Origin of the sequence: Streptomyces sp. NPDC050549 (assembly GCF_040655035.1) — a bacterium.
Classification (GTDB): Bacteria; Actinomycetota; Actinomycetes; order Streptomycetales; family Streptomycetaceae; genus Streptomyces.
Genome location: NZ_JBFAJD010000012.1, coordinates 31,183 through 48,370 on the forward strand (window position 1 = coordinate 31,183; position 17,188 = coordinate 48,370).

The 17,188-nt window shown below is 70.3% G+C and carries 18 protein-coding genes; 7 read left to right on the forward strand and 11 right to left on the reverse strand.

Annotated elements, in window-relative coordinates:
* Positions 1–203: 203 nt before the first annotated feature.
* Both AB0I51_RS19295 and AB0I51_RS19300 read right to left on the reverse strand, forming a co-directional pair.
* Complete coding sequence (locus AB0I51_RS19295; protein WP_362976593.1) at positions 204–713, reverse strand: flavin reductase family protein; 510 nt, start codon at positions 711–713, stop codon at positions 204–206.
* A 208-nt stretch (positions 714–921) separates the two neighbouring features.
* On the reverse strand, positions 922–1,335 hold the full coding sequence (locus AB0I51_RS19300) for a thioredoxin family protein (protein WP_362976595.1): 414 nt from the start codon (positions 1,333–1,335) through the stop codon (positions 922–924).
* 75 nt (positions 1,336–1,410) lie between these two features.
* Here AB0I51_RS19300 and AB0I51_RS19305 point away from each other — a divergent pair, with 75 nt between their 5' ends.
* Positions 1,411–1,827: a DUF4395 domain-containing protein gene (locus AB0I51_RS19305; protein WP_362976597.1), complete on the forward strand. Its 417-nt coding sequence runs from the start codon at positions 1,411–1,413 to the stop codon at positions 1,825–1,827.
* 186 nt (positions 1,828–2,013) lie between these two features.
* Positions 2,014–2,742 (forward strand): lysophospholipid acyltransferase family protein, encoded by a 729-nt coding sequence (locus tag AB0I51_RS19310; protein ID WP_362976599.1) that lies wholly within the window; start codon positions 2,014–2,016, stop codon positions 2,740–2,742.
* A 4-nt stretch (positions 2,743–2,746) separates the two neighbouring features.
* Here AB0I51_RS19310 and AB0I51_RS19315 read toward each other — a convergent pair whose 3' ends face one another.
* The 5 genes from AB0I51_RS19315 to AB0I51_RS19335 form a co-directional block, all read right to left on the reverse strand.
* On the reverse strand, positions 2,747–3,439 hold the full coding sequence (locus tag AB0I51_RS19315; RefSeq protein WP_362976601.1) for a phenylalanine--tRNA ligase beta subunit-related protein: 693 nt from the start codon (positions 3,437–3,439) through the stop codon (positions 2,747–2,749).
* Between the two features lie 8 nt (positions 3,440–3,447).
* Positions 3,448–4,020, reverse strand: a complete 573-nt coding sequence (locus tag AB0I51_RS19320; RefSeq protein WP_362976603.1) for a transglutaminase domain-containing protein — start codon at positions 4,018–4,020, stop codon at positions 3,448–3,450.
* Positions 4,021–4,106: 86 nt separating this feature from the next.
* Positions 4,107–5,177 carry a low specificity L-threonine aldolase gene (locus AB0I51_RS19325; RefSeq protein WP_362976605.1) on the reverse strand — a complete coding sequence of 357 codons (1,071 nt, stop codon included), beginning with the start codon at positions 5,175–5,177 and terminating at the stop codon, positions 4,107–4,109.
* Positions 5,174–5,920 (reverse strand): SDR family NAD(P)-dependent oxidoreductase, encoded by a 747-nt coding sequence (locus tag AB0I51_RS19330; RefSeq protein ID WP_362976917.1) that lies wholly within the window; start codon positions 5,918–5,920, stop codon positions 5,174–5,176. The genes AB0I51_RS19325 and AB0I51_RS19330 overlap by 4 nt, the downstream gene beginning before the upstream one ends.
* Positions 5,921–5,958: 38 nt before the next feature.
* The gene (locus AB0I51_RS19335) at positions 5,959–7,356 is read right to left on the reverse strand and encodes a DUF6421 family protein (protein ID WP_362976607.1); all 1,398 of its coding nucleotides are present in this window, start codon (positions 7,354–7,356) and stop codon (positions 5,959–5,961) included.
* Positions 7,357–7,759: 403 nt separating this feature from the next.
* Here AB0I51_RS19335 and AB0I51_RS19340 point away from each other — a divergent pair, with 403 nt between their 5' ends.
* Entirely contained in the window at positions 7,760–8,443 is a 684-nt protein-coding gene (locus AB0I51_RS19340; protein WP_362976609.1) for a glycerophosphodiester phosphodiesterase family protein, read from the forward strand.
* Between the two features lie 3 nt (positions 8,444–8,446).
* Here AB0I51_RS19340 and AB0I51_RS19345 read toward each other — a convergent pair whose 3' ends face one another.
* A complete protein-coding gene (locus AB0I51_RS19345; protein ID WP_362976611.1) occupies positions 8,447–8,989 on the reverse strand; it encodes a GNAT family N-acetyltransferase in 543 nt (180 codons plus the stop codon).
* Between the two features lie 75 nt (positions 8,990–9,064).
* Here AB0I51_RS19345 and AB0I51_RS19350 point away from each other — a divergent pair, with 75 nt between their 5' ends.
* Entirely contained in the window at positions 9,065–9,457 is a 393-nt protein-coding gene (locus AB0I51_RS19350) for a glyoxalase superfamily protein (RefSeq protein ID WP_362976612.1), read from the forward strand.
* 95 nt (positions 9,458–9,552) lie between these two features.
* A complete protein-coding gene (locus AB0I51_RS19355) occupies positions 9,553–10,317 on the forward strand; it encodes a VOC family protein (RefSeq protein WP_362976613.1) in 765 nt (254 codons plus the stop codon).
* Between the two features lie 27 nt (positions 10,318–10,344).
* Here the strand turns inward: AB0I51_RS19355 and AB0I51_RS19360 are convergent, their stop codons facing one another.
* The 3 genes from AB0I51_RS19360 to AB0I51_RS19370 all read right to left on the reverse strand — a co-directional run bounded on the left by AB0I51_RS19360 (position 10,345) and on the right by AB0I51_RS19370 (position 15,352).
* Positions 10,345–12,930 carry a cellulosome protein gene (locus AB0I51_RS19360; protein ID WP_362976615.1) on the reverse strand — a complete coding sequence of 862 codons (2,586 nt, stop codon included), beginning with the start codon at positions 12,928–12,930 and terminating at the stop codon, positions 10,345–10,347.
* A gap of 119 nt (positions 12,931–13,049) precedes the next feature.
* A complete protein-coding gene (locus AB0I51_RS19365) occupies positions 13,050–13,622 on the reverse strand; it encodes a MarR family transcriptional regulator (protein ID WP_362976617.1) in 573 nt (190 codons plus the stop codon).
* Positions 13,619–15,352, reverse strand: a complete 1,734-nt coding sequence (locus tag AB0I51_RS19370; RefSeq protein ID WP_362976619.1) for an FUSC family protein — start codon at positions 15,350–15,352, stop codon at positions 13,619–13,621. The genes AB0I51_RS19365 and AB0I51_RS19370 overlap by 4 nt, the downstream gene beginning before the upstream one ends.
* A 184-nt stretch (positions 15,353–15,536) precedes the next feature.
* Here AB0I51_RS19370 and AB0I51_RS19375 point away from each other — a divergent pair, with 184 nt between their 5' ends.
* Positions 15,537–16,088: a DUF5134 domain-containing protein gene (locus AB0I51_RS19375; protein ID WP_362976919.1), complete on the forward strand. Its 552-nt coding sequence runs from the start codon at positions 15,537–15,539 to the stop codon at positions 16,086–16,088.
* A 121-nt stretch (positions 16,089–16,209) separates the two neighbouring features.
* Positions 16,210–17,145 (forward strand): M56 family metallopeptidase, encoded by a 936-nt coding sequence (locus AB0I51_RS19380; protein ID WP_362976621.1) that lies wholly within the window; start codon positions 16,210–16,212, stop codon positions 17,143–17,145.
* Positions 17,146–17,188: the final 43 nt, after the last annotated feature.

The following is a 17,188-nucleotide window of genomic DNA, read 5'->3' on the forward strand; positions in this document are numbered from 1 at the left end:
TCCAGGCAGCATAGGCGCCTTGAACGGCCGTTCCCGGTGCGGGCGGCCGGTGCTCCGAGCGAAATATTACTCGCCAGTACGCAGCACTACGCTCCCTCAGCAGGTGCCCGCTAAGCAAGCGCTTTGAACTGTGACCTGTGCAACGCAGCGTAATCGGAACTCGACGCTTCCGCAGGGTGGCCCGTCACCCACCGGGAGTGGTCTCAGTCACGCAACCCGTTGAAGCGGCCCTGGTGGTAGAGGAGCGGTCGGCCGGAGCCCGCGTGATCACCGAGGACGACCTCGGCGATCACGATGCGGTGGTCCCCGGCGGGCACGCGCGCGACGACCCCGCACACCAGCCAGGCGAGCACACCGTCGAGGACCGGCACACCCTCGGGCCCCTCGTGCCAGACGGTGGGCGCCCCAAATCGGTCGGCGCCGCTGCGGGCGAAGGTGGCGGCCAACTGCTCCTGGTGCTCGCCGAGTATGTGCACCCCGACATGCTCGGCCCCGGATATCGCGGGCCAGCTGGACGCGCCGGTGCTGATCCCGAAGGACAGCATCGGGGGCTCGGCCGAGACGGAGCTGAGGGAGGTGGCGGTGAAGCCGACCGGACCGGTCCCACCGCGCGCGGTGATCACCGCCACACCGGCGGCGTGCTGCCGGAAGACGGAACGCAGCAGGTCCGGAGAGGCGAGCCGAGAGGTGCCGAGATCGGGCGTGGCCGTCATGGGGCTGTCCTTCTTGGGGAGGCGACGAGCTGAACCGTGGCTGCTCAACAGCCCGGACAGCACGCGCTCGCGGTGCGTGCGAGATCGACGTGCGCCCGCCCGAAAAGAAGGAGTTCCGAAGGCATACGGTCAGGCTGACGATAGGTGGTGTGCGCAGTCAAGTACGTTCCGGCATATGGGAGATGACTCACCGCCTGCGCCCGAATCGTCAAACCGCCTCCCCCAGGGCCGCGATGACATCCGCCTTGCGGGGGAGGCCGGTGGCGCGCCGCACCACCCGTCCGTCCGCGTCGAGCACCAGCACGGTGGGGGTCTTCAGGATGTCGAGTGCCCGCACGAGGTCCAGATGGTCCTCGGCGTCGATCTCGATGTGATGGACTCCGGGGACCATGCCGGCCACCTCGCCCAGTACCCGGCGCGTGGCCCGGCAGGGAGCGCAGAAGGCGCTGGAGAACTGCACCAGGGTGGCCTTCTCACCGAGGTCGCCGCCCAACTCGGCGGCGCCGAGCCGTTTTCCGCCGTCGCGCCCGCGCACGCGCACTCTCCCGCTCCGCCGCCGATGCAGCACTCCGTAGGCGCTCGCCGCCGCGAGCACCACCACGCACACCACAAGTCCGCTCATCGACCCTTCCAGCGTTCACGAGACTGCAAAGATTCCCGGCACCCAGAATCGTTTCCGCTGCGGAATCCTTGATTCATGGACATCGACGTACGAGGACCACGCTTCGGCGCGGCCCTGACGACCGTAGTACTGGCGGTCGTACTGATCACCGGCAGCTTCTGGCTGCTGGCCTGGCAGACCCTGGCGTTCGCGCTGGGCGCGGCGGGCGGCGTGGGCCGTTCGCCGTACGGCTGGCTGTTCCGGAAGGCCGTACGGCCGCGGATCGGGCCGCCGACCGAGTTCGAGTCGCCGGAGCCGCCGCGGTTCGCGCAGGCGGTCGGGCTGGTCTTCGCCGGGGTGGGTCTGGTCGGTTTCGGCCTGGGGCCGACCTGGCTGGGGCTCACGGCGACCGGTGCCGCGCTCGCCGCCGCGTTCCTCAATGCCGCGTTCGGGTACTGCCTAGGGTGCGAGATGTACCTGCTCGTACGCCGGGTGGCGGTTCGCGCAGAGTAAAGGAAATTTAAAAGTCCGAGGTGGATCAAGTGATGGACGTGACGAGGATCTCGCCGTTCTACGGCACGAGGACTGGCCAGTCGTTCGTTCTTCGGGCACGATCTGCGCAATGCCGTAAACCTACGGCTGCGTAGCTTTCCCGCCCGGAGAACCCCTTCCAGGCAGAGAGAAGGGTCCACCCCGTCCATGGCTGAGCTTGTCTACCGCCCCGTCGTCGGTCTCGCCCAAACGTTGTTCAAGGTCTGGGACCTCAAGATCGACCTCAAGGGATCGGAGAACATTCCGCGCTCGGGCGGCGCCGTGCTGGTCAGCAACCACATCAGCTATCTGGACTTCATCTTCGACGGCCTGGCCGCCCTGCCGCAGAAGCGCCTGGTGCGTTTCATGGCGAAGGAGTCGGTGTTCCGGCACAAGATCTCCGGTCCGCTGATGCGCGGCATGAAGCACATCCCGGTGGACCGCAACCAGGGCGAGACCGCTTACCAGCACGCACTGGAGTCGCTGCGGTCCGGTGAGATCGTCGGCGTCTTCCCGGAGGCGACGATCTCCCAGTCCTTCACTCTGAAGAGCTTCAAGTCCGGTGCGGCACGCATGGCCCAGGAGGCCGGCGTCCCGCTGATCCCGATGGCGCTGTGGGGCACCCAGCGCCTCTGGACCAAGGGCCACCCGAAGAACTTCAAGCGCAGCCACACCCCGATCACCATCCGGGTGGGCGAGCCGGTGGAGGCCCCCCAGGACCAGTACGCGGGCGCGATCACCCGCCGTCTGCGCGAGCGCGTCCAGGAGCTCCTCGAAGCCGCCCAACGCGCCTATCCGGTACGCCCCAAGGGCCCGGACGACACCTGGTGGATGCCGGCCCACCTCGGCGGCACCGCACCCACCCCCGAAGAGGTCAAGTCGTCCGAGACCCGCTGAACCGTCACACCGGGGCGTGGACGGTGATCCGCGCCCCGGGGCTGAACTTCTCCAGCAGTTCGGCGAGTTCGGCACCCGCACGCTCGACCTCGGCGACGGGCATCGGCGCGAGACTCTCCAACAGGAAGACGGCGGACGTCGATTCCTCCGTGAGCCTGGTGCGCGGTCCCTGTCGCCAGTTCCAGCGGCGGCAGGTGACTCCGGCCGCGTCCCGCCACACCACCTCGCCCGCGTCGGGATGTTCGACGACCTCCTCGCCGCCCGCGACGGTCACGAACTCCTCGTCCCCGGTGGCCCGTTGGAGGGTCATCCCGCCCTGGATGCGATCGGCATCCTCTCCGCCCACGGGGATCAAGTACGCGACGCTGATGGCGTTGTAGAGGTCGACCAGCAGATTGATCCGGGGCAGACCTGCGTCCGTGAGTGCCCTCTTGGCCAGCGCCTCCGCCGAGTTGCGGTTGCGCGACGGCTTCGATCCGAACGCCGTGTACACCTCGCGCCAGGCCGCCATGTGCGGGTCCTCGTGCGGGGCGCGACCGTCCAGCCGTACGGCCAGCCGGCGGGCCGCGTCGTCGAGGAGCGCGGAACTCGCCTCGGTGCTGGGCCCGTTGACCAGTCCGGTCGCCTCGATCGCGACACGGGTGAACCCGGGGGCGAGGGCGCGGACTTCGTCGGACACGGTAAGGGTGAGGGTCATGGTCTGCCTCAGAGTGCGGTCGGGAGCGTCTTCCACAGGTGCGGCCGGTCGGGGGCGGCCTTGAGGGCGTTCAGCACGACCGGGTGTGGTTCAGCGTACAGGACCGGATAGTCCAGCTCATTGAACTCCGGGTCGGGCACAAAGGCCAGCCGCTCGCCGTCCAGGGAGAACTGCGCGTCCACGCCGGGTTTGTTCCCGCGCGGATCCTGCCGGTGCCAGGCCCCGTTGAACCGCACGGCGACCAGACCGTGCACCACGTCGAACTTCTGATAGCACAGGGCCGTCGGGATGTCCTCGGCCCGCAGCAGCGCGGCCAGGGCGTGCGCCTTGGCGTAGCAGATGCCGGTGCCCTGCTCCAGGACGTCCGAGGCCCGCCAGGTGACGCGCGGGTCGTCCACATCCTGCGAGTGCGGGATGGCGTCGCGCACGAACTCGAACGCCAACCGTGCATAGCCATACGAGTCCGCCGCGCCCCTGGCTAGTCGTGCGGCGGTCTCGCGCACGAGGGGATGGCCGTGGTCGATGGCTTCGTCGGCGGCCAAATAGGCGGACAGGTCCGGGGTTTTCTGGATCAGCTCCATGGCTGGAGAGCATAGGAAAGCGATCACCCGAGAGTCAATGACTTTTCGAGTGACCGCATACCTATGCATTATCCGTTCAAGCTTGACTACCGTGCCATCTCCTCCTTGAGCGCCGCCACAAACGCGTCCACGTCGTCCTCGGTCGTGTCGAAACCGCACATCCAGCGGACGTCGCCGGCCGCCTCGTCCCAGAAGTAGAACCGGAAACGCTGCTGAAGGCGTTCGCTCACGTCGTGCGGGAGGCGGGCGAAGACGCCGTTGGCCTGCACCGGGTGGAGGATCTCCACACCGTGCACCGCGCGCACGCCCTCGGCGAGACGCTGGGCCATCTCGTTCGCGTGGCGGGCGTTGCGCAGCCACAGGTCCTTGGCGAGCAGCGCCTCCAACTGCACAGAGACGAAGCGCATCTTGGAGGCCAGCTGCATGGACAGCTTGCGCAGGTGCTTCATGTGGCTGACGGCGTCCTGGTTGATGACGACGACCGCCTCACCGAAGATCGCGCCGTTCTTCGTCCCGCCCAGGGAGAGGATGTCGACGCCGACCGCGTTGGTGAACGTCCGCATGGGGACGTCCAGGGAGGCCGCCGCGTTGGCTATCCGGGAGCCGTCGAGGTGGACCTTCATGCCGTGGGCGTGGGCGTGGTCGCAGATCGCGCGGATCTCGTCGGGCGTGTAGAGGGTGCCGAGTTCGGTGCTCTGGGTGATCGAGACGACCTGCGGCATCGCACGGTGCTCGTCGTCCCAGCCGTAGGCCTGCTTGTCGATCAGTTCGGGCGTGAGCTTGCCGTCGGGCGTGGGCACCGTGAGCAGCTTCAGGCCGCCCATGCGCTCGGGGGCGCCGCCCTCGTCGACGTTGATGTGGGCGCTCTCGGCGCAGATCACCGCGCCCCAGCGGTCGGTGACCGCCTGGAGCGCGACGACGTTGGCGCCGGTGCCGTTGAAGACCGGGAAGGCCTCGGCCGTAGCGCCGAAGTGGCTGCGGACGATGCCCTGGAGGTTCTCGGTGTAGTCGTCCTCTCCGTAGGCGACCTGGTGGCCGCCGTTGGCGAGGGCGAGGGCGGCCAGCACCTCGGGGTGGGCGCCGGCGTAGTTGTCGCTGGCGAAGCCGCGGATCTCCGGGTCGTGGTGGCGCCGTGCGTCGGTCTTGGGAGGGTTCACGGCTTCTCGGTCAGCCACAGACGATTTCCGTTCACTTCGGCGGCGGGCTTGTCCCAGACGCCGGCGATGGCCTCGGCGAGGTCCTTGACGTCGGTGAAGCCCGCGAACTTCGCGTTGGGGCGTTCGGCGCGCATCGCGTCGTGCACCAGCGCCTTCACCACCATGACGGCGGCGGCGGAGGTGGGTCCGTCCTCGCCGCCGGCCTTGCGGTATCCGTCGGCCATCGCGAGGGTCCAGGCCTCGGCGGCGGCCTTCGACGCGGAGTACGCGGCGTTGCCCGCCGTGGGCTTGCTGGCACCGGCCGCGCTGATCAGCAGGTAACGCCCGCGGTCGCTGCGCGCCAGGCCGTCGTAGAAGGCCAGGGAGGTGTGCTGCACGGTGCGGATGAGCAGCTTCTCCAGCAGGTCCCAGTCGGCGAGGTCGGTCTCGGCGAAGGTGGCGCTGCCGCGCCAGCCGCCGACGAGGTGGACGAGGCCGTCGACGCGGCCGAAGTCCTTCTCGATGTGCGCGGCCCAGTCGCGGGTGGCCTGCGGGTCGAGCAGGTCGACGGTGTCTCCCACGACGGTGGCGCCGCCGTGCGCGTAGCGGGCCGCGTCCACTGCCTCCGCCAGACGTTCGGGATGCGCGTCGGAGCCGACGACGGTCGCGCCCGCCTCCGCCAGCCGCAGCAGCACGGCACGGCCTGCCGGCCCGCCCGCTCCGGCCACCGCGATCACCGCGCCGTTGAGCGCCCCGTTCCCCATGGTCCTCGCCTCCTGAGCCACTTCGGTGCTGCGGTCGCTCACGCGGCGATCCGCTCGGCGCTCTCCGCGGTGATGCCCTTGGTCGAGGCGATCACGTTCTTCAGCTTCTTGGAGAGTGCCTCATAGAACATGCTCAGCGGAAACTCGTCCGGAAGCACGTCATCCACGAGTTTCCGCGGCGGCTGGCTCAGGTCCAGGGCGTCGGGGCCCTTGGCCCACTTGGAGCCCGGGTGCGGGGAGAGGTAGGTGGCGACCAGCTCGTAGGCCTTGAACCAGTGGACGAGCTTGGGGCGGTCGATGCCGGCGCGGTAGAGGTCCTCGATCTCGGCGCACAGCTGGTTGGTGACCTCGGGGGCGCGCCGCCAGTCGATGTGCAGCTTGTTGTCGGTCCAGCGGACGACGTCGTGCTTGTGCAGATAGGCGAAGAGGAGCTGACCGCCGAGTCCGTCGTAGTTGCGGACGCGCTCGCCGGTGACCGGGAAGCGGAACATGCGGTCGCAGAGGACCGCGTACTGCACGTCACGGGCCTGCGGGATCCCGTCGTCCTCCAGCTTCACGGCCTCCTTGAAGGCGGTGAGGTCGCAGCGCAGCTCCTCCAGGCCGTACATCCAGAACGGCTGGCGCTGCTTGATCATGAACGGGTCGAAGGGCAGGTCGCCGTGGCTGTGGGTGCGGTCGTGCACCATGTCCCACAGGACGAAGGCCTCCTCGCAGCGCTTCTGGTCGTGGACCATGGCGGCGATGTCCTCGGGCAGTTCCATGCCCAGGATGTCGACGGCGGCCTCGGTGACCCGGCGGAAGCGGGCGGCCTCGCGGTCGCAGAAGATCCCACCCCAGGAGAAACGTTCCGGCGCCTGGCGTACGGCGATGGTCTCCGGGAAGAGCACGGCCGAGTTGGTGTCGTAGCCGGACGTGAAGTCCTCGAAGGTGATGCCGCAGAACAGCGGGTTGTCGTAGCGGGTCGCCTCCAGCTCGGCCAGCCAGTCGGGCCAGACCATGCGCAGGACGACCGCTTCGAGGTTGCGGTCCGGGTTGCCGTTCTGCGTGTACATCGGGAAGACGACCAGGTGCTGGAGTCCGTCCCGGCGGTTCGCGGCGGGCTGGAAGGCCAGCAGCGAGTCGAGGAAGTCGGGCACCCGGAAGCCGTCGGCGGCCCAGCGCTCCAGGTCCCTGACCAGAGCGGCGTGATAGGCGGCATCGTGCGGGAGCAGCGGGGCGAGCTCCTCGACGGCCCCCGTCACCCGGCGCACGGCGTACTCGGCCTCCGCGCGGTCGGGCGCTCCCTCGGCGGCGAAGTCGATCGACCCGTCCTTGGTCTGCCATGGCCGGATCCGCTCCACGGCATCCTTGAGCACGGGCCATGCCGGATGCTCCACCACCCTGGTCACGGGAGGAACCCGCTCCTCCGAACCCACCTGCACAAGAATTTCCGTCATGTCCCATCCTCCACGGGAGAATCCAGCGTATGGAAACCGTATACATATGTGGTTTCTCCCAGCAAGAGGATCATCGGGAAATTATCCTGCCGAACCCCACTCGTGACCGAACTTTTTCCTGCCGGAAACCGCGATGACCGCCGAAGGGACATCACGCGGCTACCCGGCGAGCAAGGCGCCGAAACCGGCCACCGGTCAATCGCCCCGGGACGCGCCCACGCCAGGGCGACCGCTCCGGCCGGTGCCGTGCAGGTCGGCCGCCGACGTCCCCCCGATCCTCCGTGTAGGCGCGGGTCCATCGCCGGGTCCGGCCGTTAGGCTGCGGCTCTGCCGCGTGGACGCCGGTGTCCGGCCGCGCCCACGCGCGCGTACCGAGCCGCCGTCGACGGAAGCGAGTTGAACCTTGAACTTCCTTACCATCGGTCACCGCGGAGTCATGGGTCTCGAACCCGAGAACACTCTCCGTTCCTTCGTGGCCGCCGAACAGGCCGGCCTCGATGTCATCGAACTCGATCTGCATCTGAGCAGGGACGGCGCCCTCGTCGTCATGCACGACGCCGACGTGGACCGTACGACCGACGGGACCGGTCCGATCGCCGAGCGGACCCTCGACGAACTGCGCACCCTGGACGCGGGCCGCGGCGAGCGCGTACCCACCTTCGAGGAGGTGCTGGACGCCGTCCGGTCACCGCTCCAGGCCGAGATCAAGGACCTGGCGGCGGCACGGGCGCTGGCCGAGGTCATGCACCGGCGGGACCTGGTCGGACGGGTCGAGGTGTCCTCGTTCCACGACGAGGCGATCACCGAGATCGCCCGCCTGGTGCCCGGCGTACGCACCGCGCTGATCGCCAGCCGCTTCGGCCCCGACGTGGTGGAGCGCGCCACCGAGGCCGGTGCCGAAACGGTCTGCCTGAACATCCGCAGGCTGACCCTGGAGGTCGTCGAGGCGGCCCGCAAGGCGGACCTGAGGATCATCGGCTGGGTGGTCAACACCCAGGACCAGCTGCGGCTCGTACGCGCCCTGGAGCTGGACGGCGCGACCACCGACTACCCGGAGATCAAACGTACGGGCCGCTTCACCGCCTGAGGGCTACTGCGCGAGTTCCTTGACAAGCAGCTCGAACTGCAGGTCGTCGCGCTGCGGAATGCCGAACCGCTCGTCGCCGTACGGGAACGGGGTCATCCGGCCCGTACGGCGATAGCCGCGGCGCTCGTACCAGGCGATGAGGTCGTTCCGTACGGAGATCACCGTCATGTGCATCTCCCGCACACCCCAGGTCTCCCCGGCCGCGCGCTCCGCCTCCGCGATGATGACCTTGCCGAGGCCGCCGCCCTGGAGCTGCGGGCTGACCGCGAACATCCCGAAGTAGGCGTGGTCACCGCGGTGTTCGAGCTGGCAGCACGCGACGACCCGGCCGTCGCGTTCGACGACGAGCAGTCGGCTGTCGGGTGACTTGATGACCACGAGCACGCCCTCCGGGTCGGTCCGCTGCCCTTCGAGGATGTCCGCCTCGGTGGTCCATCCGGCCCGGCTGTCGTCGCCCCGGTAGGCCGACTCGATCAGCACGACGAGGGCGTCCACATCGGCGTCGGTGGCGTCGCGGAAGGTCAGTCCGGTGGCGGCGGTGTCCATGGTGCACAACTCCGATCAGAGGCGCGGCTCGGCAGTGACGAGAGTAACGCGGCCCGAAGACTAGGCTCCGGCCGCATGGTGCACGTACTGAGCAGCCGTATCCTGCTGCGTCCGACCGATCCCGACCGATCCCGCGCCTTCTACGGTGAGCAGCTGGGGCTGCCCGTCTACCGGGAGTTCGGCACGGGGGTGGAGCGCGGGACCGTCTACTTCCTCGGCGGCGGATTCCTGGAGGTCTCCGGACGCTCCGACACCCCGCCCTCGTCCGCCGTGCGGCTGTGGCTGCAGGTCGCGGACGCGGAGGCCGCGTACGAGGAGTTGCGGGCGAAGGGGGCCGAGATCCTGCGGCCGCCGGTGAAGGAGCCCTGGGGGCTGGTGGAGATGTGGGTGGTGGATCCGGACGGGACACGGATCGTGCTGGTGGAGGTGCCGGCCGACCATCCGCTGCGGTATCGGCCGGGGATCTAGGTCTACGGCGGGCAGGGGCCCTTCCGTGTCGGTTGGCCGGGGTCGGGGCCCGGGCTTAGCGTGCTGGGAGGGGTACTTCCTGCGGAAGGAACGCCATGAAGCTCGACAGGCCGGTGACCGGCGGGCCCTGTTGGGTCGAGCTCGGGACCAGTGACCTCGACGCGTCCAAACGGTTCTACGCGGACGTGTTCGGCTGGCGTCCGGAGACCGATCCCCGGCAGGAGGCGGGCGGCTACACGGTCGCGCACGTCGGGGACGCGGCGGTCGCCGCGCTGACGCCGCTGTTTCAGGAGTCGCAGCCGGTGGCATGGAACGTGTCGTTCGCGGTGGCGGACGCCGACGCGACGGCGGAGCGGGTGCGCACGGCGGGCGGGACACTGCTGATGGAGCCGACCGACGTGTTCGACATCGGGCGCTTCGCGGTCGCCCTGGACCCGGGCGGCGCCACGTTCCAGATGTGGCAGGCGCGGACCTTCCCCGGTGCCGGGCTGTTCAACTCGCCCGGCGCGCTGGGCTGGGTGGAACTGCTCACGCGGGCGCCCGAGCGGGCGGAGGCCTTCTACACGAGCGTGTTCGGCTGGACCGTCCGGCCCTCGGCGCACTACCCGCAGTGGGGCATCGACGGCGCCGACTTCGGCGGCATGATGGCGATGGACGACAAGTTCCCGCCCCAGGTGCCTCCGCACTGGCTGCCGTACTTCGCGGTGACCGACGTCCACGCGACCGCCGCCGCGACGACCGCGGCGGGCGGCACGGTCCTCATGGAGCCACAGTCCATCGCCGACGTACGGCGGATCGCGGTGCTGCGGGATCCGCAGGGAGCGGTGTTCGGGGTGCACGCGGCGGGCGGGGAGGGCTGAGCCCGTTCGCCCGCCCGCCGCCCGCCGTCAGGCCAGCGGTGTCACCGTCACCTGGTCGATCACGGGGGCGTACGCGGAGCGTTGACCGTACTGGTTCCTGGACCGGCCGTCGTGGTCCGGGAGTTCGTCGGCCGTGAAGGTGAGTGTGTTGGTGCCCTCGTCGAGGGTGACGGTGACGGTCAGGTCGTGGAAGTTGTTGAAGTGGAAGGTCGTGGGGAACAGGACGCGCTGCGGGGCGGCCGCGTTGACCGCGATGTCCGCGTGGCAGCAGACCGGGTCCGGGTTGTAGTGGGTGGCGGGCGCCTGCTCACCGTTGGAGTAGCGGATCGTGAGCGCGTGCCGGCCGGCCCGCTCCGCCGTCACGGTGAGGGCGAGGGCGTTCGCCGGGCCGCCGCCGATACCGTCGACCGCCTTGCCGCCGGTGGCGAACGTGTGGGCGCCGGTGACGCGGGCACCGCCGGTCGTGACGCCCTCCTCGGCCGGGTACGTCGAGGCGGGCAGGAGACGGCGTGACGGGTCTGTGCGGAGGCGGTCCAGGACTAGGTCGTCGGAAGTGGCGGTGATGGTGACCTTGTTGATGCCCGACGCAAGGAAGAGAGACATGGAGGATCGTTCAACAATCCCCACGTTCTCGCCGTTGATCGTCAACTCACCCTCCCCGGCACCGATCCGGTCGACGGTCACTGTCGCCTCCCCGTCGTCCGCCGCGTGCACCCAGAAGGTGGCGCTGCCACCCCGCGGCAGTACGGCGACACCCGGGCCGGAGGCTCCCCTGATCGTGTAGTCGGCCCGTGCGCCACCACCCAGCGCGGCGAACTCGGCGTCGTACAGCGCGGACCCGGTCACCCGGTCGTCACGGAGGGCGAGGTCGAGCTTGTCGACGACCGCGTCGCCCCGCGTGACCCCGAGGTCGGGGTCCTTGGCGGCGAGGGTGATGGTGTGGGCGCCGGCGGTCAGTTCGACGTGGGTGTCGGTGTGGCCCCACACCGCCCACTTGTAGCCGAGCGGCAGCCGGAGTTCGCGCGGTTGGCGGCCGTCGACACGGAGGAAGACGTTGGTGGGCCCCTGCTCGCGAACCGCGTCGGCCAGGTTGTAGGAGTTGGCGAAGACGCTCACGTCGTACATCCCGTCCTGCGGGACCTCGACCGGGAAGGCGAGCACGCCGTCGGAGCCGGTGCGGAGCCCGCCCACGTGGTAACCGGTCGACGTGGCGAACTTGTCGACGTCGGAGGGCGACCCCTCCGGCCCGTTCAGGGAACGGCCGACACCGAGGTAGGTCGCGTCCTCGGCCTGGTACGTCCGCCGCCGGCCGGCCGAGGGCGGCAGCGCCACGGCCCCCTCGCCCCCCGGGGCCAGGATCACCTGATACGCGGACATCTCCTCCAGGTCCGTCGTACGCAGCGTCACTTTCCCGCCGACGACGGGGAGTTCGAGGTCGGCGAGCCGCAACGGCGGTCCGGAGGCGCCGACTTGACCCGTCCAGGGGATCTCCAGGAGCCGGACGTGAACGGTCGTACCGAAGACTTCGGGGTCGACGCGCTCGAACACCACGTCCGCCGAACCGCCCGCACCGCCGAAGAGCACCCGCGCCTGCCGCTTGCCCCGGTCGAGCGCGGCGACGCCCTGAAGCGTGTACTGCACGTTCGGGTGGGGCGCGGCGACCCGGACGGTGTGGCCCGTGAACTGGCCGTACGCATTGAACAGCCACCACTGTCCGTTGCCCTTGTTCGCCTCGACCGCCGAGTCGTTGAGATTGCCGCCGATGTTCCAGTACGCCATGTCGGCGTCGACCTTGGACTCCTCGATCGCGGCGATCCACTGGATCATCTGCCCCGGGACGGACAAGTGGTAGTTGTGGGCGTACTCGTTGATGTTGACGGGGAGCGGACCGATGCCCAACTCCCGTTCCAGGGCGCGGTACTTGGCGACGTTCGTCCGGATCTCGTCCGGCGAGGACAGCTCGTGCCAGGTGATGATGTCGGGCAGCACTCCCTCCGCCTCGGCGAACTCCAGGAAGCCCTTGATCTCGTCGTACAGTTCGCAGGTGTTGGGGCCGGCGATGCGGGCGTCGGGGTCGAGGCCCTTGATCAGGCGGTGGATGTCCCGCCAGGCGGTGAAGTAGGCGCGCGGGTCGGTACGCCAGGAGGTCCCGTCGTAGCTCCACTCCCCCGTGCCGAACATGTTGCCCTCGGGCTCGTTGAACGGGACGTACACGACGTGGGACCGGTACGCGCCGAGCGCGAGCACCTGTTCGACGTGCCTGCGGACGCGTGCCGTGAAGTCGGCGAGGCGCTCGGGTCCGGTGGCGCCGGGCCATTCGTAGGGGAAGCCGCGGTAGATGTCGGTCAGGTAGACGTAGACGTCCTTGCCGCCCGCCTCGACGAAGGGGCGCAGCATCTCCAGGGCGTCGGCGCCCGGGTGCTGGGTGCCGTCCTGGGCCTTGGTGGAGACCGTGCGGACGTACATGCCCTCGACGACGTTGCGGCTGGGGACACCGTCGCCGTAGAGGCCGTAGAGCGTGCCGCTCGCGCCTCCGTGGAAGGGGCCCGTGTCGGTGCCGAGGTCGATGGTGAGCTCCCCAGAGGTGGGGGCGGCGGAGGCTTCGGCTGCCACGGCATCAATCCCTTGTTCGGCATGTCGTACGACAGTCGGCTTCCCGAACCGACCTGGTCGAACGTAGGGAGATCACGCGCCTCACGTCAACGGTCCCGCCACCGCCCGCCCACGGCGGCTCAGACGCGCAGCACGCCGAGCCTGCCTTCCAGCTGGACCAGCAACTCACCGAGCAGCGTGGCGAGTTCGCCCTGTCCGGGGGTGTCGAGACCGGCGAGCACGGTGGTCTCGTAGGCCAGTTGCTCGGGCAGGATCGCGTCGACGAGGTCACGGCCGGCGTCCGTCAGGCGGACGTGCGCGACGCGGCGGTCGCGGGTGTCGCCGCGGCGCTCGACCAGTCCGCGTTCGGTCAGCTGCTTGAGGCGCTTGGTGACGGCGGCGCCCGAGGAGAAGGTCTCCCGGGTCAGCTCGCTCGGCGTCAGCTCGTGCCCGGTGCGCCGGAGCGCCCCGAGCAGGTCGAACTCCGGGCGGCTGAGCCCGGCCCGGCGCAACGGCGCGTCCTCGGCCTGCTGAAGCAGGGCGGCGCACCGGTTGATGCGGCCGATGATCTCCATCGGCCCGGTGTCGAGATCAGGGTGCACGGCCTGCCACTGCCCGACGACGGCGGCGACGGTGTCGTGATGGGCCGCACTCGGAGCGGCCGGCCGGGTCGCGCCGTTTCCGTCCGCCGGCCGTCCGTTCATTGACGTCATCCCCGTACGCCCTCCGTCTTCCTGCCCGTGCGCCGATCCGCGGCCTGCCGGGGGTGCGGCCCCCGGCGTCGTACCGTCGCGGCGAGCGTACGGTGTCCGGACTGTTCGGCGAGCACGACCCGCTCCTGGGGCAGGGCGCGCTGCCACCACTCGCCGGACGCGGCGTCGACGGTGGCGCGCAGTTCGACCAGCGCGGCGGCGAGCGCGCGGTGCGCGGAATCCAGGGCTCCGGGGGCGGGAGCGGGTTCCGTCAGGAGGCGCGCGACCCGCCCGCACGCCCGTTCGACCGCGGTCAGCGCCTCCTCGACACGGTCGGTCGCGCGGCGGTTGGTGACGACGACCGCGGCCACGAGGCCGGCCAGTGCTCCGACCAGGGTGTCCGCCACCCGCTCGGTGATCAGTTCCCCGGCCTGCTGGGTCCGGGCGAACTCGGTGATGAGCAGCGCCATCGGGGTCACACAGACGCTGCCGAGCCAGTAGTTGCGGCCGATCAGCGCCTCGGCGCCGAAGTTGAACGCGAGGCAGCACAGCACCAGGACCGCCGGACGGGTGTGCGCGAGCGGTGCCACCCCGGCGAAGACGAGCACGCCCACGAGGTTGCCGACGACGCGCTGCACTCCCCGGCCCCAGGTGAGGGCGATGTTGGCCTGGTAGAGGGAGGCGGCGGTGACGAGGGCCCAATAGGGGCGGCCGACTCCGAGGGCGAGGGAGACGTATCCCGCGAGCGCGCAGCCGATCGCCGTGCGCAGCACGAGGGGAGCGAGCGGTCCGAGCCTGGTCCACAACGGGCGGGCGGGGGCGGCGAGTTGGGCGTCCACACCGAGCAGTTCGGCTACGGCGCCGGCCGGGTCGTCGGCCCGTGGCACCGGTCCCCCGCCGCGCAGTTCGCGGGCCCAGGTGCGCAGCGGCTCCGGGTCGGTGTCGGCGGGCGCGGCGAGGGCGACCTCGGCACGGACGACGAGCCGTTCGAGGGAGCGTCGGGTGGTGGTGCGGGTGCCGGTGGCGAGGAGGGTCTGCCAGGCGGCGTGAACGGCTGCCGCCGTGGCGGCACGCGCGCGTGCCTGTGCGTGACCGTGCGCCACTCCGGGGCCGTGCACATCGCCGTCTCCGGCGCCGCACACGGCGGCGTACGCAGCGGCGGCGTCCAGCGCCTGGGCGGTGGCGCGGCGCTCGGGGCCGTACGGCCGGACCAGGCCGGGTGCCATGCCGACGAGCCACGCCCAGATGCCCGCCGCGGCGGCGAGCGCGAGGTGGCCGGGAATCTGGGCGAGCGTCTGCGGTGCGAAGAGCGAGGCGGAGCTGATGAAGGTGAGGACGACGTTGCCGGGCGGGCCGATCCGGGTCGCGTCGCACAGTCCCTTCTGTACGGCGGCCAGGCCGGCGCCGACCGTGACCAGCACGACGGCGTTCGTGGTGAGGGAGGCGGTGACCAGTGCGACGGCCAGACCGCCGATCATCCCGAGCACCACCCGGAGCAGGACGCGGGCCCGGGCGGCGTAGGGCTTGTTGTGGGCGTAGAGCGCGCACAAGGAGCCGGCCATCGTGTACATCGCCAGGTCGAGGCGGCCCAGGGCGAGCAGGGTCAGGTTGGGCGGCGCGACCGAGGCGACCACGCTGAGCGCGGGCTTGAACCAGATGTCGGAGGCCCGGCCGAGGCGCAGGACACCGGCGAGGGGAAGCCGTCGGACTCGGGGGGCCCATGAGGTGGGGGCGGGGGTCGCACTGCTCATGGAGAGCAAGATTAACAGGTGTTTTACTCATAAATCATTTTCGCGAGCACGGCTCCGACCTGCCGCACTCCGCCGAGTGCTCCCCATGTACACCGTTGCGCTCGATTGCGCCCCGTGCGGCACGGGCAACCTGTGACCGATCGTCCACGAAGAGTGAGAACAGGGGCGGAACGGGGGGATGCGCGTGCACGGACCGGCTTCGCCCGGCTGGCTGCTGGTCGCGCTGTGTGCGGCGACCGGGGCCTACTGCCTGCTCCGGATGCGCAGCCCCGTCGAGGAACAGCGGCGGGCCGCCGGCGGCGAGGCCCTGATGGGCTTCGGGATGGCCGCGATGGCCGTGCCCGCCGCGGTGTTCGCTCCGCCGTCGTGGGCCTGGCCCGGCTACGCGGCGGTGTTCGGCGCGGCGGCGCTGCGCGCCCTGTGGACCGCGCGCAGGAGCCCGCACCATGTGCACCATCTGCTGGGCACCGCCGCCATGGTCTACATGGCGCTCGTGATGGGCGCCTCCCCCGGTCACCACCATGAGCACGAGGGCTCCGGAGTCCCGCTCGTCACAGGTGTGCTGCTGCTCTACTTCGTGGGATACGTCCTGCTGTCGGGGATACGACTGGTGCCCGCCACCGGCGCGGCCGTCGGCGACGGCGGAAGCGTCGGCTGGGGCGACCGACCGGAGTTGGCCCGGGCGTGCCGGCTGTCGATGGGGATCGCCATGGTCGCGATGTTGTTGACGCTATGAGGATCTGCGGATCTGCGGATCCGGGCTCAGGAGATCCGAGCACTGTACGAAATCGTGGTCTGCGTCACTTTGCCGCAACAAGCCGTACCCCTGATCACCGCGGCGCTCATAGGGTGCTCCCATGATGGTCCCCGCGGCACTGTTGCTGCTCGGCGCCCTGGCCGCCGTCGTCGCCCCACGACTGCTCGCCCGGGCCGACTGGCCGGACCATGAGCCGGTGCTCGCGCTGTGGGTGTGGCAGTGCGTCGTGGCGGCCGTCCTCCTGTGCTGCGCCCTGTCGATGACACTCAGCGCCGCCGCCGCTTGGCAGGCGGTGCGCGGCCACGTCTTCGCCAACGCCCCGCACGCCGTTCTGGACGCCTACCCCCTTGTGACGACCGGACCTTGGGCGGCGGCGACCGCGGTGGCCCTCGCGTGCGGCGGCGCGTGGACGGTGGCGATGCTGGTCCGTGAGGTCTTGCGGGCCCGGTCGCGGCGTCGGCGGCGGAGGGCCGAACTCCTCGTGCGCGCACCGTTGTTGCCCGGCGAGGAGCCGGGCGCCGAGCCGCTGGTCGTACTGGAGGGCGAGCGGCCGGACGCGTGGTGGATGTCCGGTCCCGCGCCTCAACTGGTCATCACCACAGCCGCGTTGCGCCGGCTCAAGGGGCGACAGCTGGACTCCCTGCTCGCCCACGAGCAGGGGCACGCGCAGGCCCGGCACGACTGGCTGCTGCACTGTTCGGCCGCGCTCGCGACCGGGTTTCCGCAGGTTCCGGTGTTCGCCGCGTTCCGGGACGAGATGCACCGCCTGGTCGAACTCTCCGCCGACGACATGGCATCCCGCCGCTTCGGCCGCCTCACGACCGCGCTCGCACTCGTCGAACTCAACGAGGACCGTGGGGTGTTCGGGCCGTGTCCGACCCCGCATGCCCATGTCCCGCAGCGCGTGCACCGGTTGCTCACGCCCCCGGACCGGCTCACGACGACGCGCCGCCTGGGGCTGACCGCCACGGCGGCGCTGGTGCCGGTGGTTCCGGTGCTGGTGGCGTTCGTGCCGGGGCTGCGGGCGCTCGGCTGAGTCGACGTAGAGCGGCATGGAGTGGAACAGATCGGTGAGGATC